The organism is Aquibium microcysteis, assembly GCF_014495845.1.
In the GTDB taxonomy this organism is placed as follows: domain Bacteria; phylum Pseudomonadota; class Alphaproteobacteria; order Rhizobiales; family Rhizobiaceae; genus Aquibium; species Aquibium microcysteis.
This window is the reverse complement of record NZ_CP061080.1, coordinates 4821025-4846241: the sequence shown is the minus strand read 5'-3', so window position 1 is coordinate 4846241 and position 25217 is coordinate 4821025. Positions and strand designations below refer to the sequence as shown.

The following is a 25217-nucleotide window of genomic DNA, read 5'->3' as shown; positions in this document are numbered from 1 at the left end:
GAATGCGGTTGCCTGCTGCGGCGCAAGCCATATAACCCTCTGCAGTCTGGCAGATCGGATCTCCAATGGCAGCAAGAATCCTCGTCTTCGCAGGCTCCAGCCGGAAGGGCGCCTACAGCGGCAGGACTGCCGATGCAGCCATGAAAGAACTGGCGCTGCAGGGGGCGGAAGTGACGCGGCTTTCGCTGGCCGACTATCCGCTGCCGATCATGGACGAGGATTACGAAAAGGAGCGGGGCATCCCGGAGAACGCCGTCCAGCTCGCCCGCCAGATCGCGGCGCATGACGCCGTGCTGATCTGCACGCCCGAGTACAACGGTTCGGTGCCGCCGCTGCTCAAGAACGCGATCGACTGGGTCAGCCGCGTGAAGAGCGATGGAAACCGCGCTCTGCGGCCCTACCCCGGCAAGGTCGTCGGTATCTGCTCGTCATCGAACGGACATTTCGCCGGCATTCGTGCCGCCAATCATCTCCGGGCCATCCTGGCCCATATCGGCATGGAACTGGTCTCGGCTCAGGTTTCGGTTCCCAACGCGGCGGAGGCGTTCGAGGCCGACGGTGCGTTCAGGGACGAGCGGCTGACGAAGGGCATGACGCGGCTGTGCGAAAGCCTGATCGATCGTGCCCGGGCATTCTCCACCCGGGCCTGAGCGGAACGGGCGGCGTTCGGGGCGAGCGAGGCAGGGCCTGCAACGTTCTCCCGGGCGCAGATGCGTTTGGGACTTTCCGGCCGGGTGTTCCTGTGCGACTGGACTGGAACGAAGCATTTCGGCAGAATCGACCATGACCAATGACACCGACATGCGCGACCGGCTGATCGTCGGCCTCGACCTGCCCGACGTGGCGACCGCCGAGGCGGTGGTGCGCGAACTCGATGGCGTCGCACGCTTCTACAAGATCGGCTACCGGCTGGCCTTCGCCGGCGGGCTGGATTTCGCCCGCGACCTCGTCGCCGACGGCAAGAAGGTCTTCCTCGACATGAAGCTTCTCGACATCGACAACACGGTGGCAGAGGGCGTCGAGAGCATCGCGAGGATGGGCGTCACCATGCTGACGCTGCACGCCTATCCCAAGGCGATGCGCGCGGCGGTGGCGGCCGCGCGGGGCAGCGACATCTGCCTGCTGGCCGTGACCGTGCTGACCTCCATGGACGAGCAGGACCTGATCGACGCGGGGTACGAGTACGATCCGCACACGTTGGTGATGCGGCGCGCGGAGCAGGCGAGGCTCTGCGGGATGGGCGGCATCGTCTGCTCGGCCGCCGAAGCGGCTGCGGTGCGCAGGATCGTCGGCCCGGACATGGCGGTCGTGACGCCGGGAATCCGGCCGGCCGGTGCTGCCCTGGGAGACCAGAAGCGCGTGATGACGCCGGCCGATGCGATCCGCGCCGGTTCCAGCCATCTGGTGGTCGCGCGTCCGATCGTCGGCGCACCGGACCGGCGCGCGGCGGCGGAGGCGATCATCGCGGAAATGCAGTCGGCCGCCTGACGGCCGGCCTCTACCAGGGGAGAGAAAACCATGCCCAAGGCCTACTGGATCGCCCATGTCGACGTGCGCGACCCCGAACGCTACAAGGACTACGTGGCCACCGCCAAACCGGCATTCGAGCGTTTCGGCGCGCGGTTCCTCGCCCGCGGGGGCGCCTACAATGCCATGGAAGGCACTGCGCGCGGTCGCAACGTGGTGATCGAGTTTCCCTCCATGCAGGCGGCGACCGACTGCTACAATTCGGCCGAGTACCAGGCGGCGAAGGCCATCCGCCAGACCGTCGCGGACGCCGAGATGGTGATCGTGGAAGGATTCGACGCCTGACGGGATGTCCCCGCGGGTTCATCCGATCCGTGGTCCACGATCCGGAGAGATCGAACGCCTGATCGAGATCGAGACGGCGGCGGGAATGCTCCTCGCCGGCCATGGCTACCCGTCGCTCGCCGTGGAACCGCCTGCGACGCCGCCGCAATTTGCGGCAAGGCTGCGCGGTCGCCGGCTTCTGCTCGCCACCGACAGCCTGGACGAACCGATCGGTTTCGCCCTCACGGAACGCCTGGGCCGGACCGAGTGGCTATGCGAACTCTCCGTCCATCCCGCCCACGGCCGTCGCGGCGTCGGTGCGGCACTGGTCGAGGCGGTTGCGAAGGCAGCACGTGAGCGCGGCTGCGACCAGATCGGGCTTTCGACCTTTCGCACCGTTCCCTTCAATGCGCCGTTCTACGCCAGTCATGGCTTCGTGGAACTGCCGCCCGAGACGGCCGGACCCGTGCTTGCACGCCGGTTCCGGGACGAGGTTCCGCCGGGCATCGACCCGAACGAGCGCCTCATGATGGTGCGGATGCTGACGCGCGATCTCCATCCTTGACGGGGAGAGTCGGCGACGGCTGTCCTATTGCATTGCAACAGAAACGGTCTACCGTGCGTTAACGGCTAATTAACGCGTGCGGCGGGATGCTGGCTTCGCGGGAGCGGGGAAGGTTAGCGGATGTTCTACCATATCTACGAACTGAGCCATGCGGCCATGCAGCCGTATCGCGCACTGGCCGACGCGACGAAGCTGTTCTATTCGAATCCTCTGAACCCGCTCTCCATGACCCCCTTCGGGCGATCCGCCGCCGCCGCCGCCGAACTCTTCGAGCGCACGACGCGGCGCTACGCGAAACCGAGCTTCGGCCTCGAGAGCACCGTGGTGGACTGGAAGAAGGTGGGCGTACAGGAAAGGATCGTCTGGAAGAAGCCGTTCTGCCAGCTGATCCACTTCCAGCGCGACCTTCCCGCCGGTCGCCGGGCCGATCCGAAGCTTCTGATCGTCGCGCCGATGTCCGGCCACTACGCGACCCTGCTGCGCGGTACGGTCGAGGCGCTGATGCCTTATGCCGAGGTCTATATCACGGACTGGACGGACGCCCGGATGGTGCCCCTGGCCGATGGGCGCTTCGACCTCGACGACTACATCGACTACGTGATCGAGATGCTGCACCATCTCGGGCCAGACACCCACGTGATGGGCGTCTGTCAGCCCTCGGTACCCGTTCTGGCCGCAGTGGCGTTGATGGAAGCCAAGGGGGATGCCATGGCACCATCGACGATGACGCTGATGGGCGGACCCATCGACACCCGCCGCAACCCGACTGCCGTCAACAAGCTCGCGCAGGAAAAGGGCATCGACTGGTTCCGCGACAACGTGATCATGCGCGTGCCGTGGCCTGAGCCCGGCTTCATGCGCGACGTCTATCCCGGGTTCCTGCAGTTGTCCGGGTTCATGAGCATGAACCTCGACCGTCACATCACCGCCCACAAGGATTTCTTCCGCCACCTCGTCAAGAATGACGGCGATTCGGCCGAGAAGCACCGCGACTTCTACGACGAGTATCTGGCGGTGATGGACCTGACGGCGGAGTTCTACCTGCAGACGGTGGATACGGTCTTCGTGCGGCACGACCTGCCGAAGGGCAGGATGACCCACCGCGGCACGCCGGTCGACCTCACTGCGATCCGCAACACCGCGCTGCTGACGGTTGAAGGCGAAAACGACGATATCTCCGGCATCGGCCAGACCAAGGCGGCCCAGGATCTGTGCATCAATATCCCCGACGACTACCGGGTGCATTACATGCAGCCGGCCGTGGGTCACTACGGCGTTTTCAACGGTTCGCGTTTCCGCGCGGAAATCGTCCCGCGTATCGTCGACTTCATCAGCAGCTACGGCAAGGCCGCTCGCAGACAGACGCAGACGCGGATCACCAGGGCCAGCAAGACCAAGGCCTGATCTCGCTGCTCCGCCGCGTGGATCTTTTTCCTGTCGCGGGAACCGGGACGGCGGAAATATCCATCGCCGCCCGGTCTTCGTACAGCTGCCGCGACGAAAAAGCCCTCGGGCTGGATCACGACAGCCGATCGAATCGTTCAGTTGACGCCAGCCGCTGCCGATGATGGTGCGGGGCGCATGCCCGGGCGCGGCGCGCGGGGTTTCTTCTTCGGCGCGGCGATCAACCCTTCGCGCTGGGCAAGTTTCCGGGCCGCCTTGCGCGACCGCCGGACTGCCTCGGATTTCTCGCGTGCCCGACGTTCCGAGGGCTTCTCGTAGGAGCGGCGGGCCTTCATCTCGCGGAAGAGCCCTTCCCGCTGCATCTTCTTCTTCAGCACCTTCAGTGCCTGGTCGACATTGTTGTCTCTTACGTGAACCTGCAATGTTCTTCCTTCGTCTGTGGGCCGGCTTCACCGGCTCTTGCGATTTCAAGCGTCCGACCGGACGCCGGCGAGACGCCGGTGTAACGCATGGCCACCATCAATGACACCCCTTGACCGCAAGAAAGCCCGGATCGGGGCCAGCGGCACGCGGCCTTCCAGGGGTTAAGACGGGATTTAATTCAATGTTTACGTTGTTCAAGGCTTCATGGCTTCGTGGTTCCCCCCAAGCCGGAACCTTGGCCTGACGGGAGGGTTCTGGTCCCGACGCTCGAACGAAGTAACGGAGAGACAAGATGGCTCCGCGAGAAAGCCGAAAAGAAGACAATGCGGGAAGGATGATCCGCCGCGAGCTCCATTCCAAGGAGAACGCAAGATTTTTGCACTCGCTGCCGACGTTCAAGCTGGATGGCGGGCTGCCGAAAAGGCTGACATCGCTGCTGGACGACCTGCGCCTTGCGGAAAGCAGTCGCGGGGTCGGCGGCAACTCGTCCGGCCTGCAGCGCCGATAGACCAGCCACCCGGCCGCCTCCCGGGGCGGCCGATCCTACGCCTCGACCGAAACCACAGGCACAAGCGGCGCCGGCACCGCGCTGGTCTTCGCCGCCGCCCTGCACAGATCCGCGATCACACAGCGCTCGCACTCCGGCCTGCGCGCCTTGCAGACATAGCGTCCGTGAAGGATGAGCCAGTGATGGGCGTGCAGCATGTATTCCGACGGAATCTGCTCGACCAGTCGTCTCTCCACCTCGTCCGGTGTCTTGCCCGGGGCCAGACCGATCCGGTTACCGATGCGCATGATGTGCGTGTCGACCGCCATGGTGGGCTGACCGAAGGCCATGTTGAGCACGACGTTGGCGGTCTTGCGTCCGACGCCAGGCAGTTTCGTCAGGAGATCGCGGTCGCCTGGAACCTCGCTGCCATGGTCCCTGATCAGGGCTTCCGAAAGGGCGATGACGTTCTTCGCCTTGTTGCGCCAAAGCCCGATGGTCCGGATGTAGCCGCCCACCCTCTCCTCGCCCAGGGCCAGCATCTTCTCGGGCGTGTCAGCGACCGCGAACAGCGCGCGCGTGGCCTTGTTGACGCCCGCATCGTTGGCCTGCGCCGAAAGCACCACGGCCACGAGAAGCGTGAACGGGTTGACATGCTCCAGCTCTCCCTTCGGCTCCGGCCGCTGGATGGAAAAGCGGCGGAAAATCTCGGCGACCTCGGCCGGTGAATAGACAGACTTCGGCCGTCGCCGGGTTCTGGCGCGGGGACCAGCGGGACGTGCGGCGTTTTTGACCTTGGGCTTTTCCATCCCGCCTCTATAATTCCTCCGATGCCCGAGACAAAGGATGCCGACGAGCCGATCTTCAGCGCCCTGCTCACCCCGCACCGGTCGCTGGGGCGGATGGGCTTTGCCGTCCTCATGGGCATTCTGAGCCTGATATCTCTCTTCGTCTGCCTGCTGTTCTGGTCGATCGGAGCCTGGCCGATCGTCGGATTCTTCGGGTTCGACGTCCTCCTTCTCTATGGTGCGTTCAGGCTGAACTATCGCGCGGCCCGCGTGCGCGAGGAGGTGACGGTGTCACGGACCCGGCTCGACATCCGCAAATACGCACCGTCCGGCCGGGCCGAAAACCACCTGTTCAATCCTTTCTGGACGAAGTTCGCCATCGCCCGCCACGAGGAGATCGGCATCACGTCGATGGCGGTGGAGGGTCAGGGGCGCAGCGTGCCGATCGGTTCCTTTCTCAACCCCGAGGACCGCGAGAGCTTCGCCACCGCTTTCGGCCGCGCCCTTGCGACCGCGAAGGCGGGGTAGAGCCCTCGCCGGGCGGCCTGCGTCGGGATCGCGGAGCGTGCGCCCGTACCACGGTCGAAGCGGGGCGGATCCACCGCACATGTGCATTCACACCCGTCCTGCAGGTTTCGGGTGGGAATGGCAGCGTCGAACGACGATAGTCGCGGTCCAGGAGATTTCGCCATGCACGCACAACAGGCCATCCTCGAACGCGACGTGACGCCCGCGCCCGGCACGCCGCACGCCACCGACTACGAGATCGTCCGCAAGGTGATCGAGACCATAAGCCTCGACTTCCGTCACCAGCCCTCGCTGGATGAACTGGCCGAGACGGCCGGCCTGACGGCGACGGCGCTGCAGAAGCTGTTCACCCGCTGGGCCGGTCTGTCGCCGAAGGCTTTCCTGCAGGCCGTGACGCTCGACCATGCGCGCCGCCTGCTCGACCAGGGCATGCCCTTGCTGGAAACGTCGCTGGAAGTGGGGATGTCCGGCCCCGGACGGCTGCACGATCTCTTCGTGACGCACGAGGCGATGTCACCCGGCGACTACAAGAGCCGCGGCGCAGGCCTGGTCATGCGCCACGGATTTCACGCCTGTCCTTTCGGCATCGCCCTGGTGATGACGACCGACCGAGGCCTGGCCGGCCTGGCCTTCTGCGATCCGGGCGGAGAGCGGGCGGCACTGGAGGACATGACGGGCCGCTGGCCGAACGCGAGCCACGTCGAGGATACGGCCGCTACGGCGCCCTACGCAGCGCGCATCTTCGACCCTGGCCGCTGGCGAGACGAGGAGCCGTTGCGGGTGGTGCTCATCGGCACCGACTTTCAGGTGCGGGTGTGGGAAGCGCTGCTCAGGATTCCGCTCGGACGGGCCAAGCCCTATTCGACGATCGCCGCCGAGATCGGCGCGCCGAAGGCCAGCCGTGCGGTCGGCGCGGCGATCGGAGCCAATCCGGTCTCCTTCGTGGTTCCCTGCCATCGCGCCGTGGGCAAGAACGGCGCCCTCACCGGCTATCATTGGGGGCTCACACGCAAGCGGGCGATGCTCGGCTGGGAAGCGGGCCAGGCCGTCGCCTGAGGGCGATTCCCTTCCGCGCCGCGAGCGGATAGGGTCGCGCCGTTCCGCACAAGGGGAGGCAGGCTTGGTCATCGTGATCGGCTCCATCAATCTCGACATGATCACCACGGTCGGAAGCCTGCCCGGGCCCGGCGAAACGGTGCGCGGCGACCGCTTCGCGACGGCGCCCGGGGGCAAGGGCGCCAATCAGGCCCTTGCTGCGGCGCGCGCCGGAGCGTCCGTGCGGATGATCGGTGCGGTGGGCACCGATCCCTTCGCGTCGGAAGCGCTGGCCCTGCTTGCGGCCGGCGGCATCGACCTCTCCGGAGTGAAGAGCGCGGCCGAGCCGACCGGCGTAGCGCTGATCCTGGTCGGCGCCGACGGCGAAAACATGATCGCGGTGGCGCCTGGCGCCAACAATGCCGTGACGCCTGACGACGTCGCGGGCACCGAATTTGCGGAGGGCGATGTTCTGCTGCTTCAGCACGAAATCCCGCTGGAGACGGTGACGGCAGCGCTGGACGCGGCGCGGGCTGCAGGCGCGCTCTCGGTGCTCAACATCGCTCCCTTCGCGGCGGAAGCCGTCGGGTTCGTCGGCAAGGCCGACGTGATCGTGGCAAACGAGACCGAGTTCGACATGTGCGCAGCCGCCATGTCGCTCGCCGGGGCCGACCGGGCAGGCCGGATGCGCAGCTTCGTCGGAAGGACGGGCCGGGCGATCGTCGTGACGCTCGGTGCGGAAGGAGTGCTGGCCGCCACCGTCGTCGGAGACCTCGCGGTTCCGACGATTCCCGTAAAACCGGTCGATACGGTGGGCGCGGGCGACACCTTCTGCGGCTATCTCGGCGCGGGCCTGGCGCAAGGGCTGCCGCTGGAGACGGCCCTGGGCCGGGCCGCAGCGGCGGGAGCGCTCGCCTGCCTGCGGCATGGAGCACAGCCGGCAATCCCCCTGCGCGCAGACGTGGAGGATGCTGTGGCGAAGGCAGGCAGCTGAAGCTGTCCGCCCCGGTCGCCTCACAGTCGACCCGATCGCCTCAGAGGCGACCCAGACGCTCCGTCAAGAGCGCGAAGAAGCCGTCGGAATCGATGTCGCGCATCACCATCGCGTTCTTCGGCCTGTCCGTCACGCCCCACCAGTCGATCACGGTCATTCCCATGGTGACCTCGGAAGAGGTCTCGATGGCAACGTTGCAAAGCCTGCCCCGGAAGAGTTCCGGCCTCAGGAGATAGGCGATCACGCAGGGGTCATGCAGCGGTCCACCGTCGCTTCCGTACTTTTCCTCGTCGAATCGCTCGAAGAATTCCAGCATCTCGGCCGTGGCGATACCCACCCTGCTACCGAGTTCACGGAAAGCGGCGACGCGGCTCGCCGTCGTCAGCGCCTTGTGCGTCACGTCGAGCGGCATCATCACGATCGGAACGCCGGAAGAGAACACGATCTCGGCAGCATGCGGATCAACGTAGATGTTGAACTCGGCCGCCGGCGTGACGTTGCCGCCCTCGAAGAAGCCTCCGCCCATCAGCACGATCTCGCGGATGCGGCCAGCGATTGCGGGCGCGCGGTTGAGCGCTTCGGCGATGTTGGTCAGCGGGCCGAGCGGACACAGCGTCACCGTCCCCGGTTCCTCGGCCATCAGAGTATCGACGATGAAGTCGACCGCGTGCTTCTGCTGCAGCGGCATCGTCGGTTCGGGCAGTTGCGGACCGTCGAGCCCGGTACGGCCATGCACGTGCTCGGCCGTCACGAGGCGCCGCACCAGCGGACGGACCGCCCCTGCATGGACACGGACGTCATGGCGGCCGGCGAGTTCGCAGATCATACGTGCATTCTTCTGGGTGAGCGCGAGCGGTACGTTGCCGGCGACCGCCGTGATCCCCATCACTTCGAGCTCGGGACTGGCGAGCGCGAGCAGGATGGCGACCGCGTCATCCTGGCCCGGGTCCGTGTCGATGATGATCCTGCGACCCGCGTCCATCCGCAACTCCCTGCACTCACTTGAACTTCATGAGGTTGCGGACCATATCAGCAGCACGCGCCGGAACGCCACCCGGGTTCCAGCGCTTTCCACGTCGCTCTTTAGAGGACATGAGACCCATGACGCGCCTGACGCCCTTCTCGAATCCGCTGCTTCTCGGGTTCGACACCATGGAGAAGACGCTCGAACGCGTGTCGAAATCCGGAGACGGATATCCGCCGTACAATATCGAGCGGCTGAAGCCGGCCGGGTGCGGCAGCGAGCGGCTCCGCATCACGCTGGCGGTGGCGGGTTTCACGGACGACGATCTCGACGTCACGACCGAAGAGAACCAGCTTGTCATCCGCGGCAAGCAGAGCGAAGACGCTGAACGGGACTACCTGCACCGCGGGATCGCAGCGCGGCAGTTCCAAAGGGTCTTCGTACTTGCGGATGGCATGCGGGTCGTCGGCGCGGAATTGAAGAACGGGCTCCTGTCAGTGGATCTGGACCGTCCCCAGCCGGAAAAGCTGGTACGGAAAATAAACATCTCGGTGAAAGACTGATCGGAACCCATGGCTCGAACGCGGGTTGGCCTGAGCCAGGCAGCCCTCGGCAAGGAGGCTAAGATGACTGACGATCCTCACATTCTGACGATGACCGCCGACCAGTTCGCCCATCTCGGCGAGGGCGCGCTCGCCTACCTGCGCAAGGTGAAGAGCGAAGATCTGACGGGACGTTTCCCCGGCATGCCGGCGATCGCTCCGGGTCTCGAGCTATGGGCCCTGTTTGCGGCCAATGGCCGCCCCATCCTCCTGACGGATGAACGCGACAGCGCCATCGGCGCAGCGATGCAGAACCAGTTGACCCCCGTCAGCATTCACTGACGCGCGCCGACGGCGCACGCCGTCTCAGGCAGCATGCGACGCCGGTGCCGTGGCCAGGAACGTGTAGATGGCCGCGGCATCGCGCGTCCCGCGTATCTTGGCCACCGTTTCGGAATCCCGCAGCACGCGCGCGATTCGCGACAGCGCCTTGAGGTGATCGGCCCCGGCGCCTTCCGGGGCCAGCAGCAGGAACACGAGGTCCACGGGCTGGTCGTCGAGAGATTCGAACTCGACGGGATGATCCAGTCGGGCGAAGACGCCGGTGATGGCCTTGATTCCCGGCAGCTTGCCATGCGGAATGGCGATGCCATTGCCCACGCCGGTCGATCCCAGGCGTTCGCGCTGGAGGATCGTGTCGAATATCTCACGCTCCGGAAGGCCGGTGACGGCGCTCGCCTTTTCGGCGAGAAGCTGAAGGAGTTGCTTCTTCGAATTCGCCTTCAAGGCCGGCATGATGGCCGGTACCTCGATAAGATCGCTGAGATCCATGCTTGTTCGCGTCCCCTGGTTGTTCCCGGCGGAGTGTCGATCCCGAGCGGCAAGATCTGCGGACGGAGCCTCAGGCTCCGTCAGCTGCCACCGCGGACGGATCGATCCACCCGATGTTACCGTCGGAGCGACGATAGACGATGTTGACCTTCCCCGTGCCCGCATTGCGGAACACCTGTACGGGGCTCTCCTTCGTATCGAGTTCGATCACGGCACCGGCGACGCTCATGGTCTTGAGCGTCAGCGAGGTCTCGGCCACGATGGCCGGCGCATAGTCCTCCGGCACCTCCTCGTCTTCTTCGGCAGCGGGAGCCATGACCCTGTAGGGGACGTCGGTCCAGACCGCGTCCGCGGGCGATACCGACTGGTGCGACTTGAGCCGGCGCTTGTAGCGACGCAGCCGCTTCTCGATTCGTTCGGCCGCAGCATCGAATGCCAGCTGCGGATCCATCGCACGCCCTTCGGCCTGAAGTTCCATCCCCGTGTCGAGGTGGATGCGGCAGTCCGCGGAGTAGCGCGCGCCGGCCTTCTCGACCGTGACGTGTCCGGAAAAACCACCGTCGAAATACTTCGAGACGGCTTCCTCGATGCGTTGATCGATCCGGGTGCGGAACGATTCACCCATCTCCATCTGCTTACCGGAAATTCGCAGGCCCATCTGAAAACTGACCCTTTCTTGCTCGGATGACTCCGCTTCCGAGTTTATACCCGCCATCGTCGCGCACAAGGTTGCGCATCTGGTGATACCGAGGTTTCGGCGCGGGTTCAGGACACGGGACAGTGACGCGAGCGGATGCGCCACCCCCTTGGGTGCGCGGCTTCTAGGGATTTGCCCCGCCTTTGTCAACGCGCCCATATCCAACGCCCCGCTGCCGAGGAGCAAGGCCGGCACTCAGGCCTCCATTCCCGCCATCGCCCGCTTCTCGCGCCGACGCTGAACCGACGAGGGAATGTTCATGCCTTCCCGATACTTGGCCACCGTGCGCCGGGCGATCTCCACACCATCCTTGCGCAGGATGTCGACGATGGCGTCGTCGGACAGCACGTTGGACGCATCTTCCTCGTCGATCATCTGGCGGATGCGATGGCGCACCGCCTGAGCGGAATGCGCATCGCCCCCCTCGGCGGAAGCGATCGACGCCGTGAAGAAGAAGCGCAGCTCGTAAACGCCGCGCGGCGTCTGCATGTATTTGTTGGCCGTGACGCGGCTTACGGTCGATTCGTGCATCTGGATCGCATCGGCCACGGTCTTGAGGTTCAGCGGTCTCAAATGCCGGATGCCATGGACGAGAAAACCGTCCTGCTGGCGCACGATCTCGGACGTGACCTTGAGGATGGTCCGCGCCCGCTGATCGAGGCTGCGGGTCAGCCAGTTGGCGCTCTGCATGCAGTCGGAGAGGAAATCGCGTTCAGCCGGGCTCCTGGTGTGCGAACTGACATGCGCGAAGTAGGCCTGATCGACGAGAACGCGTGGCAGCGTGTCCGGATTGAGCTCGACGGTCCAGCTCCCGTCCGGTGCCGGCTTCACCACGACGTCCGGAACAACGGTCTCGGCGATGCTGGATTCGAAGCCGGCGCCGGGTTTGGGGTCGAGGGCGCGGATCTCGCCAAGCATGTCGACGAGGTCGCTTTCGTCCACCCGGCAGATACGGCGCAATGCAGCGAAATCGCGCTTCGCCAGGAGGTCGAGATGGGCGATCAGTGCGGCCATGGCGGGATCGTAGCGATCACGGCGACGAAGCTGCAACGCCAAGCACTCGCGCAGGTCACGAGCGAAGATTCCGGCGGGATCGAAGCCCTGGCAGGTCTCCAGCACCGCATCGACCGCATCACGGTCGACACCGAGCCTCGAAGCGATCTCGCAGAGATCGCCGCGCATGTAGCCGGTGTCGTCGAGCGCGTCGGCGAGTTCGCGCGCGATGAGAGCGTCCGTTCTGCGCTGAAAGGCGAAGGCGATCTGCTCGTCGACCATGTCGCGCAGCGTAACGGCGGCGGCGGCCATATCCTCGAAATCGATCGAGCCATCCCCCATGCCACCTGCCGCCGACTTCCATGTCAGCGACAAGTCGGGTCCCAATCGGTCCTGCGTGCCCGGATCGTCGGGGAAGACGTTTTCCAGCGAGGTATCGAGCCGGGCGGCGAGGGTTTCGGAAGAGGCGTCGAGGCCGGATTCAAACCAGTCGGTCTCGCCCTCAGCGTCGTGCGGCGCCTCGGGCCGGTCGCCCTCGATCGCGTCATTCACCGCGTCCTGGCGCTCGAGCAGCGGGTTTCGCTCGATCTCTTCGTCCACGAACCGCTCGAGTTCGGTATGCGTGAACTGCAGCAACCGGATCGACTGCATCAGCTGCGGCGTCATGACGAGCGCCTGCGACTGTCGAAGCTGCAACTTCGCCGAGAGCGCCATGCCTGCTACCCCGTACCTCCGCAGACGGCCCGCCGGACCGCGTCCCCCACCGCGCCAAAAAACTGGCGCGGCTTTTGCTTGTCAAGCGAAACCTAGCGCAATAGGCTTTCGAAACCGTTCCAGGGACGGACAAACACCCGAAACCGGGCGCCGATCAGAGCGTAAACCCCTCGCCGAGGTAGAGCCGCCGGACATCGGGGTTCTCGACGATTTCGGCAGCAGGCCCGTGGGTGAGGACCTGGCCGGCGTGCAGGATGTAGGCGCGGTCGATCAGCCCGAGCGTCTCGCGCACGTTGTGGTCGGTGATCAGCACGCCGATGCCGCGCGCGGTGAGATGACGCACGAGCTGCTGGATGTCGGATACGGCGATCGGATCGATGCCCGCAAACGGCTCGTCGAGCAACATGAAGCTCGGATTGGAAGCGAGCGCCCGCGCAATCTCCAGGCGTCTGCGCTCGCCGCCGGACAATGCGATGGCAGCGGACTTGCGCAGATGAGGAATGTGGAACTCCTCGAGAAGTTCGTCGAGCCTCTCCTCGCGGCGCCGACGGTTCTTCTCGACGACCTCGAGCACGGCGCGGATGTTCTGCTCGACGGTGAGGCCCCTGAAGATCGAGGCCTCCTGCGGAAGATAGCCTATGCCAAGCCGCGCGCGCCGATACATCGGCATGTCGGTGACGTCGAAACCGTCGATCTCGATCGTGCCCGCGTCGACGGGCACCAGTCCGGTCACCATGTAGAAGCAGGTGGTCTTGCCGGCGCCGTTCGGCCCGAGCAGCCCCACCGCCTCGCCGGCCCTGAGACCGATCGAAACGCCGTCGACCACGGAGCGACCGCGATAGCTCTTGGACAGACCACGCGCGATGAGCGTGCCCTTCAGTCGCTCGCGATGGACCGGAGCGACCTCCTTCACCCGGTTCGATCCGATCAGTCTGGAAAGGAGGGACAAGTGACGGCCTACTGCGCTGCCTTCGGCTGCAGCAGCATCTTCACGCGGCCGCCCTTCTCCTGCTGGCCGGCGCCGCAGCCGTCGAGCGTTGCCTCGCCGGTGGTCATGCGGATGGTGAGCTTGCAGCCGACGATGACGTTGGGTCCGTCCGTGAGCACGACCTCCTTGCCGGTCATGACCAGGATTTCCGTGCCCATGTCGAACGTCGCCTGATCGGCGGTCGCGATCTGCGCGTCCGACTTGACATACACCTTGCCGTCCACTTCGAGGCGGTCGATATTGCCCGAGCCCGGTGTCGCGGAAGCAGACGCGGCGGCCCCCTCGGTACGGGCGTAGTAGACCGTCATGCGGCCCGCCTTCATGAGCGTCGGCCCCTGCACGACGTTGACGTTGCCGGTGAAGATGGCCACACCGTCGGTGTCACGCACCTCCAGCTTGTCGCTCTCGATCTCGATGGGCTTGTCGCCATCGATCTTCAAGCCCCCGAAGTTGCTCTTGGTCTGCTGGGCGGCGACCGGAGCCGCTGCAAGCAGCGTCACCGCCGCGACATAGAGTGCCTTGCGCATCGCCGTCATTTCACTGCCCCGCGTTTCCGTTGCCGGCGCCTTCGCTCGTTCCCCGGACCGTCCGCGGATCGATCTGCACCCTCACCTTGTCCTCGAACACGAAGACCGTTCCCTTGTCGAGTACTTCCAAGCCGTTCGCGGTGATCGTCGCACCGTTCTGCTGTATGCGTATGGGGCTCGGCGACCGCATCTTGCCCTGCGAGATGTCGACTTCGGACGGCCCCAGAGACGCCGTCAGCCCGTCCGAGGTTTCGATCGTCATCGGGCTGGTGATGCGCAGCGAGTTGGACTCGTCGTCGTAGATTCCCGTCTTCGCCACGATCTTCGCCCACTTGCCGGCATCGATCGGGATTTTCGCGTCGATCTCCTCCAGTTCGATGCCGCCGGTCCGCGACAGTTCCTGCACCGCCCTTGCTGCGTTCATCGCATAGGGAAGGTTGTCGCTCGTGAAGCCGGTCATCTTGGGGTTGGCCATGACGATCTTGCCATCGCGAACAGCGGAACTGTCGACCACGATCGCGACACTCGTCGGCGAAAGCAGCCAGGAGTATCCCGCAAATCCGGCTGCGATCGCGACGGAAAGGAGGGGTAGCGCAATCTTGAAGAAGCGGACCCGGCGCGAATGACGCATAGCACCGGCGAATTGTTCGTCGCGCTGGTCCTGCGGGCTCAATGAAGCGCGCCCGGCATCATGATGTGCAGCACTGATCGCCATCCTTAGACCGGTCGGTTCCGTTCCTGTCCGTTTCGGAAGTAGCACGACGACCCGGCGCGAAAAGATGTCGCGGCGCCGTACCTCGCCACATTGCATCGCAATATGGTTATTTTTGGGTGAACTTCCAGCCGCGCAGGGCGCCGGTCGGCACGGATCGACGCGATTCCGGTCCGGTTGCCCGAGGGTCATCGGTGATTCGATGTTGGTCCGTTTCGCTCGTCCCGCGATTTGGCTAGAAACGTCGCGCGCAGCAGCATACGAGGGTCCACCATGGCGCCGAGAGCCGACGACATCATCGATCGCCGAAGAATCAGGCGCAAACTGACCTTCTGGCGGGTCGCCACCCTGCTCGTGGCCGCAGCTGCGATCGCAGCCTTCGGCGCCTGGAGCATGCGCGAGACCTGGCCGGGCCAGGGCCGCGATCATATCGCGCAGGTGCGTATCGAAGGCACGATCACCGAGGACGAGGAACTGCTCGAGCGACTGGAGCGGATCGCGGAGACCGACACCGTCCGGGGCGTCATCCTCACCATCGATTCCCCCGGCGGCACCACAGCAGGAGGCGAAGCGGTCTATGAGGCGGTCCGCCGGATCGCCGAGAAGAAGCCGGTGGTGGCACAGGTCGGTACTCTGGCGGCCTCTGCGGGCTACATGATCGCGAGCGCCAGCGATCATATCGTGGCGCGAAAATCGTCCATCGTCGGATCGATCGGCGTTCTGGTGCAGTTCCCGGACCTCACGGGACTGATGGACAAGGTCGGCATCAAGCTGGAGGAGGTGAAGTCGTCACCGCTGAAGGCGGAGCCGTCACCCTTCAATCCCACCACCGACGAGGAGCGCGCGATGATCCGCGCCATGATCATGGACTCCTACGACTGGTTCGTGGGCCTCGTCACCGAAAGACGCCCGCTTTCGCGCGCCGAAGTGCTGGCACTGGCCGACGGCTCCGTCTTCACGGGACGCCAGGCGCTGGAGCGCAAGCTGGTCGATGCGCTCGGCGGAGAGGAACAGGCGGTCGAGTGGCTGAAGAGCAAGGGCGTGGACGCCGAACTGGAGGTGCGGGAATGGAAGCCGGCAAACACCGGCGGCTTCCTGATCGGCCAGTCGTTCGCCAGAATCGTGGCGGACGCGATCGGACTTCCCGCGAGTGGCAGCGACGTCCTGCGCGAGCTTGGCGGAGAGCGCTTGTTCCTTGACGGTCTCCTGTCGGTCTGGCACCCTTCTCCGCGTGCGACCGGGGAAAAATAGGGGACGCTGAACAAATACTTCCGGGCACGAGAGGGAATGCCGCAATGATCAAATCCGAGCTTGTGCAGACGATCGCCAATCGTAATCCGCACCTCTTCCTTCGGGACGTCGAAAACATCGTCAACGCCATTTTCGAGGAAATCACCGATGCCCTCGCCGAAGGCAACCGCGTCGAGCTTCGCGGTTTCGGCGCCTTCTCGGTCAAGAATCGCCCCGCGCGCATCGGACGCAACCCGAGGACGGGCGAAGCCGTTGACGTCGAGGAGAAATGGATCCCCTTCTTCAAGACGGGCAAGGAACTGCGCGAACGGCTCAATGCCGAGAAGTGAGGGTCCGGCTGAGGAGCAGAAACGGGCAAGGGCATGCTGAATCGCATCATCGTCGTCGTCATACTCGTTCCCGTCGCGGTCGTGCTTATCGCGCTCGCAGTCGCGAACCGGCAACCGGCGAGCTTCACGCTCGATCCGTTCAATCCGGGGAACGCGGCACTGACCCTCCAACTGCCGCTTTTCGTCATGTTGTTCCTCGCGCTCATCATCGGGATGGTGATCGGGGGCGGGGCGGCCTGGCTGAAGCAGGGGCGCTATCGCAAGGAAGCGCGGGCCAAACGCCGCGAGGTCCAGAACCTGCTGCAGCAGAAGCAGCCCGTCTCGGCGACGCGCGGACCGTCGGCGGGCGTGCCTGCGCTGCACGGCTGATCAGCATCCAACTCTCGCGGAGCCCCTTTCCGGAAGCCCCGCGTGCGCCAATGGGGGATCTTTCGTGCGCATGATCGATGCTGCGGCCGTCGACCGGTCGCTCACCTATACGGGGCTGGTGGCGACCTTGCGCGCGGCCTTCCGCGACGGTGCAGTGCAGCCGGTCCGGCACCACCATACGATCGACCGGCCTGACGGAGCGGCGTCCACGCTGCTCTTGATGCCGGCATGGAGCGATTTCGAGCGGGCGGGAACGTCCGACGGCGGTTTCGTCGGCATCAAGATCGTCACCGTCTCTCCCGACAACAATGCCATCGGCAAGCCGGCCGTGATGGGCCTTTACCTGCTTCTGGAAGGGCGCACCGGCGAGCCGCTCGCGCTGATGGACGGACAGCGCCTGACCCAGTGGCGGACGGCCTGCGCGTCTGCCCTGGCAGCCTCATTCCTGGCGCGCGAGAATGCAGCGTCGCTGCTCGTGATCGGTGCGGGCGCGCTGTCGTCCTTCCTTGCGCGCGCGCACTGCGCGGTGCGACCGATCCGCAGGATACGGATATGGAACCGGTCGCCAGCCAATGCACAAAAGGTGGTGGCCGGGCTTTCGGATCTGGGTCTGGACATATCCGTCGCATCTGATCTCGACGCGGCCCTGGCGGAGGCCGACGTGATCTCGTCCTGCACGATCTCGGCCGATCCGCTGGTCAAGGGGGCGCTGCTCAGGCCGGGGACCCATGTCGATCTCGTCGGCGGCTTCACGCCCTCGATGCGCGAGGCAGACGACGACACCGTGCGTCGCGCCCGCGTCTATGTCGACACGTTGGCCGGCGCGACGAAGGAAGCAGGCGACATCGTCCAGCCCCTCGCATCGGGCGCGCTGTCGCGCGAGGCGATCTGCGGCGACCTCTTCGGGCTCACGCGCGGCGACGTCGCGGGACGCGGGAGCCCGGACGACATCACGCTGTTCAAGTCTGTGGGTGCAGCCATCGAGGATCTGGCGGCCGCAATGTCGGTGTACAAGTCCGTGTCCGGCTGAGCGTCCGTGTTCGTGCATGGATCGCCGATACAAGGGCTTCGTGTTGCGCCTCTTCAGGCACTGTGGCAGAAGCGCCCGCATGGTTCCCGAAAGCCCTGCCTCGTGAAGACACAGCGCGACAAGCGCCGCGCACAGCGGCCGCGCGGCCAGAGCGCCTCCGAAAATCCGCTGCGTGACCCGGCGCCGATCCGCAATGACGGACAGTCGCGGGAGGAAACGCGGGGCGGGGAAGCGGAGCCTGGTTCGCGTTCCGCCGTCCGGCGCCAGCGCCGCACGGGAACGCTGCCGGCGGAGCGCGTACCGCTGATCCTCGAGGTCGCCCCCGGAACAGACTACGCGCTGATCGATTCCGGCGACGGCGAGAAACTCGAGCAGTACGGTCCGTACCGCATCGTGCGGCCGGAGGGACAGGCGGTCTGGGCGCGCGCGCTCGGCGAGGCGCAATGGGCAGACGTCGACGCCGTCTTCACGGGCGACACGGACGAGGAAGGCATGGGTCGCTGGCGGTTCCCGAAGGCCGTGCTGGGCGAGACCTGGCCGATGAAGCATGACGGTATCGACTATCTCGGCCGATTCACCTCCTTTCGTCATGTCGGCGTGTTCCCCGAGCAGGCGCCGCACTGGCGCCACATGGAGACGCTGATCAGAGAGGCGAAGCGCCCGGTAAAGGTGCTGAACCTCTTCGGTTATACGGGGCTTGCGTCCCTCGTGGCGGCGCGTGCGGGTGCCGAGGTCACCCATGTCGACGCATCGAAGAAGGCGATCGGCTGGGCTCGCGAGAACCAGGAGATGGCGAAGCTCGGCGACAGGCCGATCCGCTGGATCTGCGAAGACGCGATGAAGTTCGTCGAGCGCGAGGACCGTCGCGGAAGCCGCTACGACATCATCCTGCTCGATCCGCCGGCGTATGGCCGCGGGCCGAAGGGAGAGGTCTGGCAATTGTTCGAGGATCTTCCGGCCATGGTCGATCTCACCCGCGCCATTCTCTCCGACAGGCCACTGTCGGTGGTGCTCACGGCCTACTCCATCCGCGCTTCCTTCTTCGCCATTCATGCGCTGATGCGGGACGCCTTCGCCGGCATGGGCGGCGCCGTGGAATCGGGCGAGCTGGTCATTCGCGAGAAAGCGGGCGGGCGCGCGCTGTCGACCTCGCTGTTCTCTCGATGGGTCGCGGCATGACCGTCATGCGCGAAGGCCGGGTCGGGCAGGTCAAGGAGGTCACCAGCCTCGCCAATCCGATCGTCAAGGACATCAAGGCGCTCGCCCTGAAGAAGTTCCGCGACCAGCAGAACGCCTTCATGGCGGAGGGGCTGAAGCTCGTCATCGACGCGCTCGACCTCGGCTGGACGATCCGCATCCTCGTCTTCTCGAAATCCGGGCTCGGCAACGCGTCGGTCGAGAAGGTCGCGGCGCGCACGGTCGCGGCGGGCGGATTGGTGCTGGAAGTGAACGACAAGGTGCTCGCCGCGATCACCAGGCGGGAGAATCCGCAGATGGTGGTCGGCGTGTTCGAACAGCGCTGGACGGCGCTGGCAGACGTGAAGCCCTCGGGCAACGACGTCTGGGTGGCGCTCGACCGGGTGCGCGATCCCGGCAATCTGGGAACGGCGATACGGACCATCGACGCCGTCGGAGCCAGGGGCCTCGTCCTCGTCGGCGATACGACCGATCCTTTCGCCGTGGAGACGGTTCGTGCCACGATGGGTTCGATATTTGCGGTGCCGGTGGCGCGGACGGACGAAGCGGCCTTCCTGTCGTGGCGCAAGACCTTTCGCGGGCTCGTCGTCGGCACGCATCTCAAGGGCTCGGTCGACTACCGCACCATCGACTACGGCGGCCGTCCAGTCCTCCTGATGATGGGCAACGAGCAGCAGGGTCTGCCGCAGCAACTGGCGGCGACCTGCGACAGGCTGGTGAGAATCCCGCAGGCAGGCCGCGCGGATTCGCTCAATCTCGCGGTCGCGACGGGCGTGATGCTGTACGAGGTACGGCGCTCGGCTCTGTCACTGGAGACATCTGCTCCATGAGGTTGCCAGCCTTCCTGGCCGTCATCGTGGCGGGTATCGGCATCGACCAGTGGATCAAGCATCTGGTCGAGACGCGCATGGCCATGCACGAACTGATCGACGTCCTGCCGTTCCTCGGCCTGTTCCGGATCCACAACACCGGGATCGCCTTCTCGATGTTCTCGGGGCTCGACCGGATGCTGCTGATCGGCCTGGCCGTCGCGGTCATGATCTTCGTGGGCTGGCTGGCAGCCCGCACGGATCCGGCGCACGTCCTTGCGCGACTGGGCTTCGCACTGATCCTGTCCGGGGCGTTCTCGAACAACCTGATCGACCGGCTCCTGCTCGGCTACGTCGTGGACTACATCCTGTTCCATACCCCGACATGGTCATTCGCCGTCTTCAACCTGGCCGACGCCTTCATCTCGGTCGGCGCTGGTCTGGTCATCCTCGACGAGGTCATCCTCTGGCGAAGGCACGCCCGGCAAGGCGCCAAGGGACCGGGCCCGGGTGGCGGTTGACCGGGCGCTGCGAGCGCAGCAAAGTCCCGGCCGCAGCGCGTTCCAGCAGGTCGGGCATGACGGAGCCGAGGCGGACGGAGCCTTCACGCTGGATCGCCTGCGAGTCAGCAGTTCAGGGAGAAGACGGTGGAAACGTTCAGGGCAATCGTGGTGTCGCGCGGCGAGGACAAGAAGCAGTCTGTCGCCGTAACCGAACTGTCCATGGCGGATCTCATGGAAGGCGACGTCACGGTCGCAGTCGAGGCCACCACCGTCAATTACAAGGACGGGCTGGCGATCACCGGCCTCGCGCCCGTCATCCGGCGTTTTCCGCTGGTGCCCGGCATCGATTTCGCGGGAACCGTCACGGAGTCCTCCGATCCGCGCTGGAAGGCCGGGGATAAGGTCATCCTCAACGGCTGGGGCGTGGGCGAGACCCATTGCGGAGCCTATGCCGGTCTGGCCCGCGTCAGAGGTGACTGGCTGGTGCGGCTGCCCGACGGCATGACGGCGTTCGACGCGATGGCGATCGGCACGGCCGGCTACACCGCGATGCTCTGCGTCATGGCGCTGCAGCGGCACGGGATCGTGCCCGCGCGCGGGCCGGTCGTGGTAACGGGTGCCGCCGGCGGCGTCGGCTCGGTCGCCATATCGCTGCTCTCCCGGCTGGGCTACCACGTGATCGCCTCCACGGGGCGCACGTCCGAGGAGGACTACCTGAAGGACCTCGGTGCGGCCGAGATCATCGCGCGCGACGAACTGAGCGGTCCTGCCCGCCCCCTCGGGAAGGAGCGGTGGGCGGGCGGGATCGACGCCGTCGGCAGCCACACGCTCGCCAACGTTCTCTCGATGACGTCCTACGGCGGTGCGGTGGCCGCCTGCGGTCTCGCCGGCGGAATGGACCTTCCGTCCAGTGTCGCGCCATTCATCCTGCGCGGCGTCTCGCTGCTCGGCGTCGATTCGGTCATGGCGCCCCGGACGCTGCGCGAAGAGGCCTGGTCGAGGCTCGCCGGCGAACTCGACCGGAGCAAGCTCGCCGCCCTCTCCGCCACGATCGGCTTCGGCGGCATCATCGACGCGGCGAAGGCCATCGTCGAGGGCAAGGTGCGGGGTCGGGTGGTGGTCGACATGGGCCGCTGACGCAACGAACCCGCTAACTTCGATAAAGTTTTAGCGCCGGCACAAAAGCTTCCCTAAGCCGTTCCCGCTACGGTCCCGCCATGACGTCGGACAAAGCGGCACAGAAGGGACATGGCGCGCGGCCACTGTCCGGGGCGGGCTTCCCGGGCCGCTTCAGCCGCGTCGCGTCCGCTCTCAAGGCATCGCGCAGCCGTCTTGCCGCTGCCGAACTGGCGCTCCTGAGCGCCATCCTGGTCTTCTGCGGCTATTCCTTCCTGTCGGGGGCTCCGCACCTGCTCAGCTACGGCCTGCTCGCGACCGGCCTGCTGGGCTTCGTGCTGCTCGGCCGGATGTCCATCGACGATGCCCGGTTCGAGCGCATCGCAGAGGAAAGCGTCACCCGGACACGCGAGGAAATCGAGACGCTCGCCGACCGGATGTGGGAACTCCACGAGAGCGAGGAACGCTTCCGCGGCCTGATCGATGCGCTGGGCGACCTCGTGGTTCACCGCGATCGGGACGGCCGGATCGTCTTTGCGAATTCCGTGTTCGCGGACCTCTTCGGCCGTCAGCCGCGCGAATTGCTGGGGAGGACGCTGTCCGAACTGGGGGTGGACGTCGGGGTGGTACCTGATGCAGCCTTCGCCGACGGCGAGTATCTGAGTTCGACCGACGTCGCCGTGCATACCAGCGAAGGCGTTCGCTGGTTCTCCTGGATAGAGCTTTCGGTCCGGGACGAAACCACCGGCACGGTGTCCCACCGCACCATCGCGCGCGACATCACGGCCCGCAAACGTGCCGAGTCGGCGATGATCGCGGCGCGCGAACGCGCCGAGTTCGCAAGCCAGGCGAAGTCCCGGTTCCTCGCTACCGTCAGCCACGAGATCCGCACGCCGATGAACGGCATCATGGGCATGGCCAAGCTTCTGGCAGACACCGACCTGACGCCCGAGCAGCGGACCTATGTGGGAGCCGTTTCGACATCGGCCAACGCGCTGCTGGCGCTGATCGAGGATCTGCTCGACTTCTCCAAGATCGAGGCCGGCCGGTTCGAACTGGAGCCGCAGCCGATGTCGCCGCGCGAACTGGTGGAGAACGTGGTGGAACTGATGGCCGCCCGCGCCTACGCAAAGGGCATAGGCCTCGGCTGCCACATCGCGCCCGAAGTCCCCGCGCTGATCGAGGCGGATCCGGGACGGCTGCGGCAGGTGATGCTCAATCTCGTCGGCAACGCCGTGAAGTTCACCGAAGAAGGGGGTGTCCTGGTTCGGGTCAGCGCCGGGCGGGAGGACGAGGCGCCGACGTTGCGCTTCTCGGTCTGCGACAGCGGGCCGGGCCTGTCGCGCGCCGATATCGGGCGCATCTTCCGCGAGTTCGAGCAGGCGGACGGGACTTCGACGCGCCGGCACGGCGGTGCGGGACTGGGGCTCGCCATATCGAAGCGTATCGTCGACGCGATGGGCGGGCGCATCATCGTCGAGAGCGAGGTCGGCCGGGGATCGGACTTCGTCTTCGAGATGCCGCTTGCGAAACACCCCCTGCCCGACACCGACCGCTATTTCGCCCTTCGCGGCCGATCGGTGCTGATCGTTTCGGAAAACGCCGTGGAAGCCGAGGCCATGGCGCTCACCATCCGTTCGCACGGCGGCATCGCCAGCATGGCACGCAGCGCGGCGGACGCGGAGCGGTCGATGGCGGAACCGCGCGCCACTTTCGAGACAGTCCTGATCGACGCCGCCATCGAGAGCCCCGACGGTGCGACATTGACGATGCTGCGCGCAGCATGCCGCAGACCGTTCCAGTCGGTCATCCTGATCGCGCCCACCGACCGAGGCCGCCTGTTCCAGTTCCGCAATGCCGGGTACCCTTCGTTCCTGGCCCGGCCCGTGCGGGGCGCCACCATGATGCGGATCCTGACCGACGGCCGGCTCGAACTGTCGCAGTCGCCCGTGGTCCACCGCCTCGGACTAAAGCGACAGCAGAGCCGCCGGCCGGCTCCGCGCGGACTGAAGATCCTGATCGCCGAGGACAACGAGATCAACGCGCTGCTCGCACGCTCCGTGCTGGAGAAGATGGGTCACAGGGTGGAGCATGTCCCGGACGGACGTTCGGCCGTCGAGGCCGTGAAGGCCGCGAAGATCGAAGAACGGCCGGACCTCGTGCTGATGGACCTCCACATGCCGGTCATGGACGGTCTCGACGCCATCGCCCTCATCCGCAAGCACGAGGAGGAAAAGGGCCTGCCGACGTTACCGATCATGGTTCTGTCGGCGGACAGCCAGGAGTCGACGCGGCACACGGTGCTGGCGCACGGCGCCACCGGTTTCGTGACCAAGCCGCTCGACCCGCAGGCGCTCGCGGACGCCGTGCAGCATCAGGTCGCCGCCTGATCGATCCGGCGTGAACGTCACGCGCTTGCCGCCATCCCCCTGTCATCCTATTGTATCATGGTCTTCGTAGACGGCCGTGAACGCCTGGCGACGAGGGAGAATCACTATGCAGGCATCGACCCTAGCGACGAGTGCCGCCTCAGCCCCCCCGATGGCCGCGGTCGGCGGGTTGGCGCACCAGGCGGGCGCCACGCTCGGCCGGATCGGCAATCTCCAGGCGCGTCTCGCCCGCAACTCTTCCGAAGTGGCCGCTGCCCAGAAGGTCCGCTTCCGGGTCTTCTACGACGAACTCGGCGCCAAACGAAACTTCGTCCATGCGCTGGAACAGCGCGATGCAGACCGCTTCGATGCCATCTGCGACCATCTGCTCGTCCTCGACACGACGATCCCCGGCCCCGAGCACCATCAGATCGTCGGTACGTACCGGCTGCTGCGGCAGGAGAGCGCGCTGGCCGCCGGCGGCTTCTACTCCGACGAGGAGTTCGAACTCGAGTCGCTGATGGCCCGACATGCCGACCGCCGCTTCCTCGAACTCGGCCGCTCCTGCGTGCTGCCCGAATACCGCTCCAAGCGCACGGTCGAGCTGCTCTGGCAAGGCATCTGGGCCTATTGCCGCATCCACGGCATCGACGTCATGACCGGCTGCGCCTCCTTCCACGGGACGGTGCCGGCTGCCCATGCCGAAGCACTGTCGTTGCTGGCCCACAATTTCCGCCCCGAACCGGAATGGGACGTCCGGGCGGTCGCATCCCGCTACCGCCCGATGGACCTGATGCCCGCCGAGGCAGTGGACGTGCGTCGCGCGCTCGCCGCCATGCCACCGCTGATCAAGGGCTACCTGCGCATCGGAGCGCGCTTCGGCGACGGGTGTGTGGTCGATGATGACTTCGGCACGACCGACGTCTTCGTCATCCTGTCCACCGACTGGATCGCCAACCGCTACATCAATTACTACGGCGCCGACGCCGAGCGCTTCGCAGCCTGACACCGTCTCGGGGAAACGCGAGACGAGAGGACGGGCTCGCCGGACCCCGTCCGTGCAGGCGGTTGATCCAGGTCAAGGCATGCGGGCCGGGCGCCCTCCATCAATGATGCCGTCATCGATGGAGGAAACCATGCCAACCGATACCCTGATCGTCATCGCCAGCGTCGTCGGCGCCTTCGCCTTCTTCACCGTCGCAGTCGTGTTCGTCGACATGACCTGGAGCGGCACCAGGAGATGATCGGTCTCCGGGCCGCA

The 25217-nt window shown here is 65.8% G+C and carries 30 protein-coding genes; 21 read left to right on the top strand and 9 right to left on the bottom strand.

Going from position 1 to position 25217, the window contains the following annotated elements; all coding sequences use genetic code 11:
- Positions 1–65 precede the first annotated feature (65 nt).
- From IAI54_RS22860 to IAI54_RS22840, 5 genes are all read left to right on the top strand, one after another.
- Positions 66–650, top strand: coding sequence for an NADPH-dependent FMN reductase (locus IAI54_RS22860; RefSeq protein ID WP_187969368.1), 585 nt, complete (start codon positions 66–68; stop codon positions 648–650).
- Between the two features lie 133 nt (positions 651–783).
- Positions 784–1488, top strand: a complete 705-nt coding sequence (pyrF, locus tag IAI54_RS22855) for an orotidine-5'-phosphate decarboxylase (RefSeq protein WP_187969367.1) — start codon at positions 784–786, stop codon at positions 1486–1488.
- A 30-nt stretch (positions 1489–1518) separates the two neighbouring features.
- Positions 1519–1812, top strand: coding sequence for a DUF1330 domain-containing protein (locus tag IAI54_RS22850; RefSeq protein ID WP_187969366.1), 294 nt, complete (start codon positions 1519–1521; stop codon positions 1810–1812).
- Between the two features lie 4 nt (positions 1813–1816).
- The gene (locus IAI54_RS22845) at positions 1817–2356 is read left to right on the top strand and encodes a GNAT family N-acetyltransferase (protein WP_187969365.1); all 540 of its coding nucleotides are present in this window, start codon (positions 1817–1819) and stop codon (positions 2354–2356) included.
- Between the two features lie 120 nt (positions 2357–2476).
- Positions 2477–3760 (top strand): polyhydroxyalkanoate depolymerase, encoded by a 1284-nt coding sequence (locus IAI54_RS22840; protein ID WP_187969364.1) that lies wholly within the window; start codon positions 2477–2479, stop codon positions 3758–3760.
- A gap of 137 nt (positions 3761–3897) precedes the next feature.
- On the opposite strand, the gene rpsU is transcribed toward IAI54_RS22840, so the two are convergent.
- Positions 3898–4182 (bottom strand): 30S ribosomal protein S21, encoded by a 285-nt coding sequence (gene rpsU / locus IAI54_RS22835; RefSeq protein WP_187969363.1) that lies wholly within the window; start codon positions 4180–4182, stop codon positions 3898–3900.
- A 293-nt stretch (positions 4183–4475) separates the two neighbouring features.
- On the opposite strand from rpsU, the gene IAI54_RS22830 reads away from it, so the two are divergent.
- Positions 4476–4691 carry a hypothetical protein gene (locus tag IAI54_RS22830; RefSeq protein ID WP_187969362.1) on the top strand — a complete coding sequence of 72 codons (216 nt, stop codon included), beginning with the start codon at positions 4476–4478 and terminating at the stop codon, positions 4689–4691.
- Positions 4692–4726: 35 nt separating this feature from the next.
- Here IAI54_RS22830 and nth read toward each other — a convergent pair whose 3' ends face one another.
- Positions 4727–5479 (bottom strand): endonuclease III, encoded by a 753-nt coding sequence (gene nth, locus IAI54_RS22825; protein ID WP_187969361.1) that lies wholly within the window; start codon positions 5477–5479, stop codon positions 4727–4729.
- A 21-nt stretch (positions 5480–5500) separates the two neighbouring features.
- On the opposite strand from nth, the gene IAI54_RS22820 reads away from it, so the two are divergent.
- The 3 genes from IAI54_RS22820 to IAI54_RS22810 all read left to right on the top strand — a co-directional run bounded on the left by IAI54_RS22820 (position 5501) and on the right by IAI54_RS22810 (position 8015).
- The gene (locus IAI54_RS22820; protein WP_187969360.1) at positions 5501–5986 is read left to right on the top strand and encodes a DUF2244 domain-containing protein; all 486 of its coding nucleotides are present in this window, start codon (positions 5501–5503) and stop codon (positions 5984–5986) included.
- A gap of 162 nt (positions 5987–6148) precedes the next feature.
- On the top strand, positions 6149–7042 hold the full coding sequence (locus tag IAI54_RS22815; protein ID WP_187969359.1) for a methylated-DNA--[protein]-cysteine S-methyltransferase: 894 nt from the start codon (positions 6149–6151) through the stop codon (positions 7040–7042).
- 64 nt (positions 7043–7106) lie between these two features.
- Complete coding sequence (locus IAI54_RS22810) at positions 7107–8015, top strand: ribokinase (protein ID WP_187969358.1); 909 nt, start codon at positions 7107–7109, stop codon at positions 8013–8015.
- 40 nt (positions 8016–8055) lie between these two features.
- On the opposite strand, the gene IAI54_RS22805 is transcribed toward IAI54_RS22810, so the two are convergent.
- Positions 8056–8997 (bottom strand): nucleoside hydrolase, encoded by a 942-nt coding sequence (locus tag IAI54_RS22805; RefSeq protein WP_187969357.1) that lies wholly within the window; start codon positions 8995–8997, stop codon positions 8056–8058.
- Positions 8998–9116: 119 nt separating this feature from the next.
- Between IAI54_RS22805 and IAI54_RS22800 the strand changes: the two genes are divergently transcribed.
- Positions 9117–9542 carry an Hsp20 family protein gene (locus IAI54_RS22800; protein ID WP_187969356.1) on the top strand — a complete coding sequence of 142 codons (426 nt, stop codon included), beginning with the start codon at positions 9117–9119 and terminating at the stop codon, positions 9540–9542.
- Between the two features lie 63 nt (positions 9543–9605).
- Entirely contained in the window at positions 9606–9863 is a 258-nt protein-coding gene (locus IAI54_RS22795) for a BQ00720 family protein (RefSeq protein WP_187969355.1), read from the top strand.
- A 24-nt stretch (positions 9864–9887) separates the two neighbouring features.
- Here IAI54_RS22795 and ptsN read toward each other — a convergent pair whose 3' ends face one another.
- The 6 genes from ptsN to lptC all read right to left on the bottom strand — a co-directional run bounded on the left by ptsN (position 9888) and on the right by lptC (position 15175).
- Positions 9888–10352, bottom strand: coding sequence for a PTS IIA-like nitrogen regulatory protein PtsN (gene ptsN / locus IAI54_RS22790; protein ID WP_187969354.1), 465 nt, complete (start codon positions 10350–10352; stop codon positions 9888–9890).
- Positions 10353–10422: 70 nt separating this feature from the next.
- Positions 10423–11010, bottom strand: coding sequence for a ribosome hibernation-promoting factor, HPF/YfiA family (gene hpf, locus IAI54_RS22785; protein ID WP_187973313.1), 588 nt, complete (start codon positions 11008–11010; stop codon positions 10423–10425).
- A gap of 234 nt (positions 11011–11244) precedes the next feature.
- A complete protein-coding gene (gene rpoN, locus IAI54_RS22780) occupies positions 11245–12756 on the bottom strand; it encodes an RNA polymerase factor sigma-54 (protein ID WP_187969353.1) in 1512 nt (503 codons plus the stop codon).
- A gap of 154 nt (positions 12757–12910) precedes the next feature.
- The gene (gene lptB, locus IAI54_RS22775; protein ID WP_187969352.1) at positions 12911–13705 is read right to left on the bottom strand and encodes an LPS export ABC transporter ATP-binding protein; all 795 of its coding nucleotides are present in this window, start codon (positions 13703–13705) and stop codon (positions 12911–12913) included.
- Positions 13706–13713: 8 nt separating this feature from the next.
- Positions 13714–14280, bottom strand: coding sequence for an LptA/OstA family protein (locus IAI54_RS22770; RefSeq protein WP_187969351.1), 567 nt, complete (start codon positions 14278–14280; stop codon positions 13714–13716).
- Between the two features lies 1 nt (position 14281).
- A complete protein-coding gene (lptC, locus tag IAI54_RS22765) occupies positions 14282–15175 on the bottom strand; it encodes an LPS export ABC transporter periplasmic protein LptC (RefSeq protein ID WP_187969350.1) in 894 nt (297 codons plus the stop codon).
- An 81-nt stretch (positions 15176–15256) separates the two neighbouring features.
- On the opposite strand from lptC, the gene sppA reads away from it, so the two are divergent.
- The 10 genes from sppA to olsB all read left to right on the top strand — a co-directional run bounded on the left by sppA (position 15257) and on the right by olsB (position 24962).
- The gene (gene sppA / locus IAI54_RS22760; RefSeq protein ID WP_187969349.1) at positions 15257–16234 is read left to right on the top strand and encodes a signal peptide peptidase SppA; all 978 of its coding nucleotides are present in this window, start codon (positions 15257–15259) and stop codon (positions 16232–16234) included.
- Positions 16235–16278: 44 nt separating this feature from the next.
- Positions 16279–16563, top strand: a complete 285-nt coding sequence (locus tag IAI54_RS22755; protein ID WP_187969348.1) for an integration host factor subunit beta — start codon at positions 16279–16281, stop codon at positions 16561–16563.
- 33 nt (positions 16564–16596) lie between these two features.
- Positions 16597–16932, top strand: coding sequence for a LapA family protein (locus IAI54_RS22750; protein WP_187969347.1), 336 nt, complete (start codon positions 16597–16599; stop codon positions 16930–16932).
- Positions 16933–16996: 64 nt separating this feature from the next.
- Positions 16997–17962, top strand: a complete 966-nt coding sequence (lhpI, locus tag IAI54_RS22745) for a bifunctional Delta(1)-pyrroline-2-carboxylate/Delta(1)-piperideine-2-carboxylate reductase (RefSeq protein ID WP_187969346.1) — start codon at positions 16997–16999, stop codon at positions 17960–17962.
- Positions 17963–18064: 102 nt separating this feature from the next.
- Positions 18065–19141: an RsmD family RNA methyltransferase gene (locus IAI54_RS22740; RefSeq protein WP_187969345.1), complete on the top strand. Its 1077-nt coding sequence runs from the start codon at positions 18065–18067 to the stop codon at positions 19139–19141.
- Positions 19142–19146: 5 nt separating this feature from the next.
- The gene (locus IAI54_RS22735; protein WP_420838317.1) at positions 19147–19989 is read left to right on the top strand and encodes a TrmH family RNA methyltransferase; all 843 of its coding nucleotides are present in this window, start codon (positions 19147–19149) and stop codon (positions 19987–19989) included.
- A complete protein-coding gene (lspA, locus tag IAI54_RS22730) occupies positions 19986–20489 on the top strand; it encodes a signal peptidase II (protein WP_187969343.1) in 504 nt (167 codons plus the stop codon). The genes IAI54_RS22735 and lspA overlap by 4 nt, the downstream gene beginning before the upstream one ends.
- 126 nt (positions 20490–20615) lie before the next feature.
- Positions 20616–21608 (top strand): acrylyl-CoA reductase (NADPH), encoded by a 993-nt coding sequence (acuI, locus tag IAI54_RS22725; protein ID WP_187969342.1) that lies wholly within the window; start codon positions 20616–20618, stop codon positions 21606–21608.
- Positions 21609–21688: 80 nt separating this feature from the next.
- Positions 21689–23977 (top strand): PAS domain-containing hybrid sensor histidine kinase/response regulator, encoded by a 2289-nt coding sequence (locus tag IAI54_RS22720; RefSeq protein ID WP_187969341.1) that lies wholly within the window; start codon positions 21689–21691, stop codon positions 23975–23977.
- Positions 23978–24128: 151 nt separating this feature from the next.
- Positions 24129–24962 carry a l-ornithine N(alpha)-acyltransferase gene (gene olsB, locus IAI54_RS22715; protein WP_235679441.1) on the top strand — a complete coding sequence of 278 codons (834 nt, stop codon included), beginning with the start codon at positions 24129–24131 and terminating at the stop codon, positions 24960–24962.
- The last annotated feature ends 255 nt before the right edge of the window (positions 24963–25217 follow it).

Bases quoted from the DNA above. Each gene is read 5' to 3' on its own strand.
- IAI54_RS22860 (WP_187969368.1), top strand. From the start codon at position 66: ATGGCAGCAAGAATCCTCGTCTTCGCAGGCTCCAGCCGGAAGGGCGCC.
- pyrF (WP_187969367.1), top strand. From the start codon at position 784: ATGACCAATGACACCGACATGCGCGACCGGCTGATCGTCGGCCTCGAC.
- IAI54_RS22850 (WP_187969366.1), top strand. From the start codon at position 1,519: ATGCCCAAGGCCTACTGGATCGCCCATGTCGACGTGCGCGACCCCGAA.
- IAI54_RS22845 (WP_187969365.1), top strand. From the start codon at position 1,817: ATGTCCCCGCGGGTTCATCCGATCCGTGGTCCACGATCCGGAGAGATC.
- IAI54_RS22840 (WP_187969364.1), top strand. From the start codon at position 2,477: ATGTTCTACCATATCTACGAACTGAGCCATGCGGCCATGCAGCCGTAT.
- IAI54_RS22830 (WP_187969362.1), top strand. From the start codon at position 4,476: ATGGCTCCGCGAGAAAGCCGAAAAGAAGACAATGCGGGAAGGATGATC.
- nth (WP_187969361.1), bottom strand. From the start codon at position 5,479: ATGGAAAAGCCCAAGGTCAAAAACGCCGCACGTCCCGCTGGTCCCCGC.
- IAI54_RS22820 (WP_187969360.1), top strand. From the start codon at position 5,501: ATGCCCGAGACAAAGGATGCCGACGAGCCGATCTTCAGCGCCCTGCTC.
- IAI54_RS22815 (WP_187969359.1), top strand. From the start codon at position 6,149: ATGCACGCACAACAGGCCATCCTCGAACGCGACGTGACGCCCGCGCCC.
- IAI54_RS22805 (WP_187969357.1), bottom strand. From the start codon at position 8,997: ATGGACGCGGGTCGCAGGATCATCATCGACACGGACCCGGGCCAGGAT.
- IAI54_RS22800 (WP_187969356.1), top strand. From the start codon at position 9,117: ATGACGCGCCTGACGCCCTTCTCGAATCCGCTGCTTCTCGGGTTCGAC.
- IAI54_RS22795 (WP_187969355.1), top strand. From the start codon at position 9,606: ATGACTGACGATCCTCACATTCTGACGATGACCGCCGACCAGTTCGCC.
- ptsN (WP_187969354.1), bottom strand. From the start codon at position 10,352: ATGGATCTCAGCGATCTTATCGAGGTACCGGCCATCATGCCGGCCTTG.
- hpf (WP_187973313.1), bottom strand. From the start codon at position 11,010: ATGGGCCTGCGAATTTCCGGTAAGCAGATGGAGATGGGTGAATCGTTC.
- rpoN (WP_187969353.1), bottom strand. From the start codon at position 12,756: ATGGCGCTCTCGGCGAAGTTGCAGCTTCGACAGTCGCAGGCGCTCGTC.
- IAI54_RS22770 (WP_187969351.1), bottom strand. From the start codon at position 14,280: ATGACGGCGATGCGCAAGGCACTCTATGTCGCGGCGGTGACGCTGCTT.
- lptC (WP_187969350.1), bottom strand. From the start codon at position 15,175: ATGACCCTCGGGCAACCGGACCGGAATCGCGTCGATCCGTGCCGACCG.
- sppA (WP_187969349.1), top strand. From the start codon at position 15,257: ATGGCGCCGAGAGCCGACGACATCATCGATCGCCGAAGAATCAGGCGC.
- IAI54_RS22755 (WP_187969348.1), top strand. From the start codon at position 16,279: ATGATCAAATCCGAGCTTGTGCAGACGATCGCCAATCGTAATCCGCAC.
- IAI54_RS22750 (WP_187969347.1), top strand. From the start codon at position 16,597: ATGCTGAATCGCATCATCGTCGTCGTCATACTCGTTCCCGTCGCGGTC.
- IAI54_RS22735 (WP_420838317.1), top strand. From the start codon at position 19,147: ATGCGCGAAGGCCGGGTCGGGCAGGTCAAGGAGGTCACCAGCCTCGCC.
- lspA (WP_187969343.1), top strand. From the start codon at position 19,986: ATGAGGTTGCCAGCCTTCCTGGCCGTCATCGTGGCGGGTATCGGCATC.
- IAI54_RS22720 (WP_187969341.1), top strand. From the start codon at position 21,689: ATGACGTCGGACAAAGCGGCACAGAAGGGACATGGCGCGCGGCCACTG.
- olsB (WP_235679441.1), top strand. From the start codon at position 24,129: ATGGCCGCGGTCGGCGGGTTGGCGCACCAGGCGGGCGCCACGCTCGGC.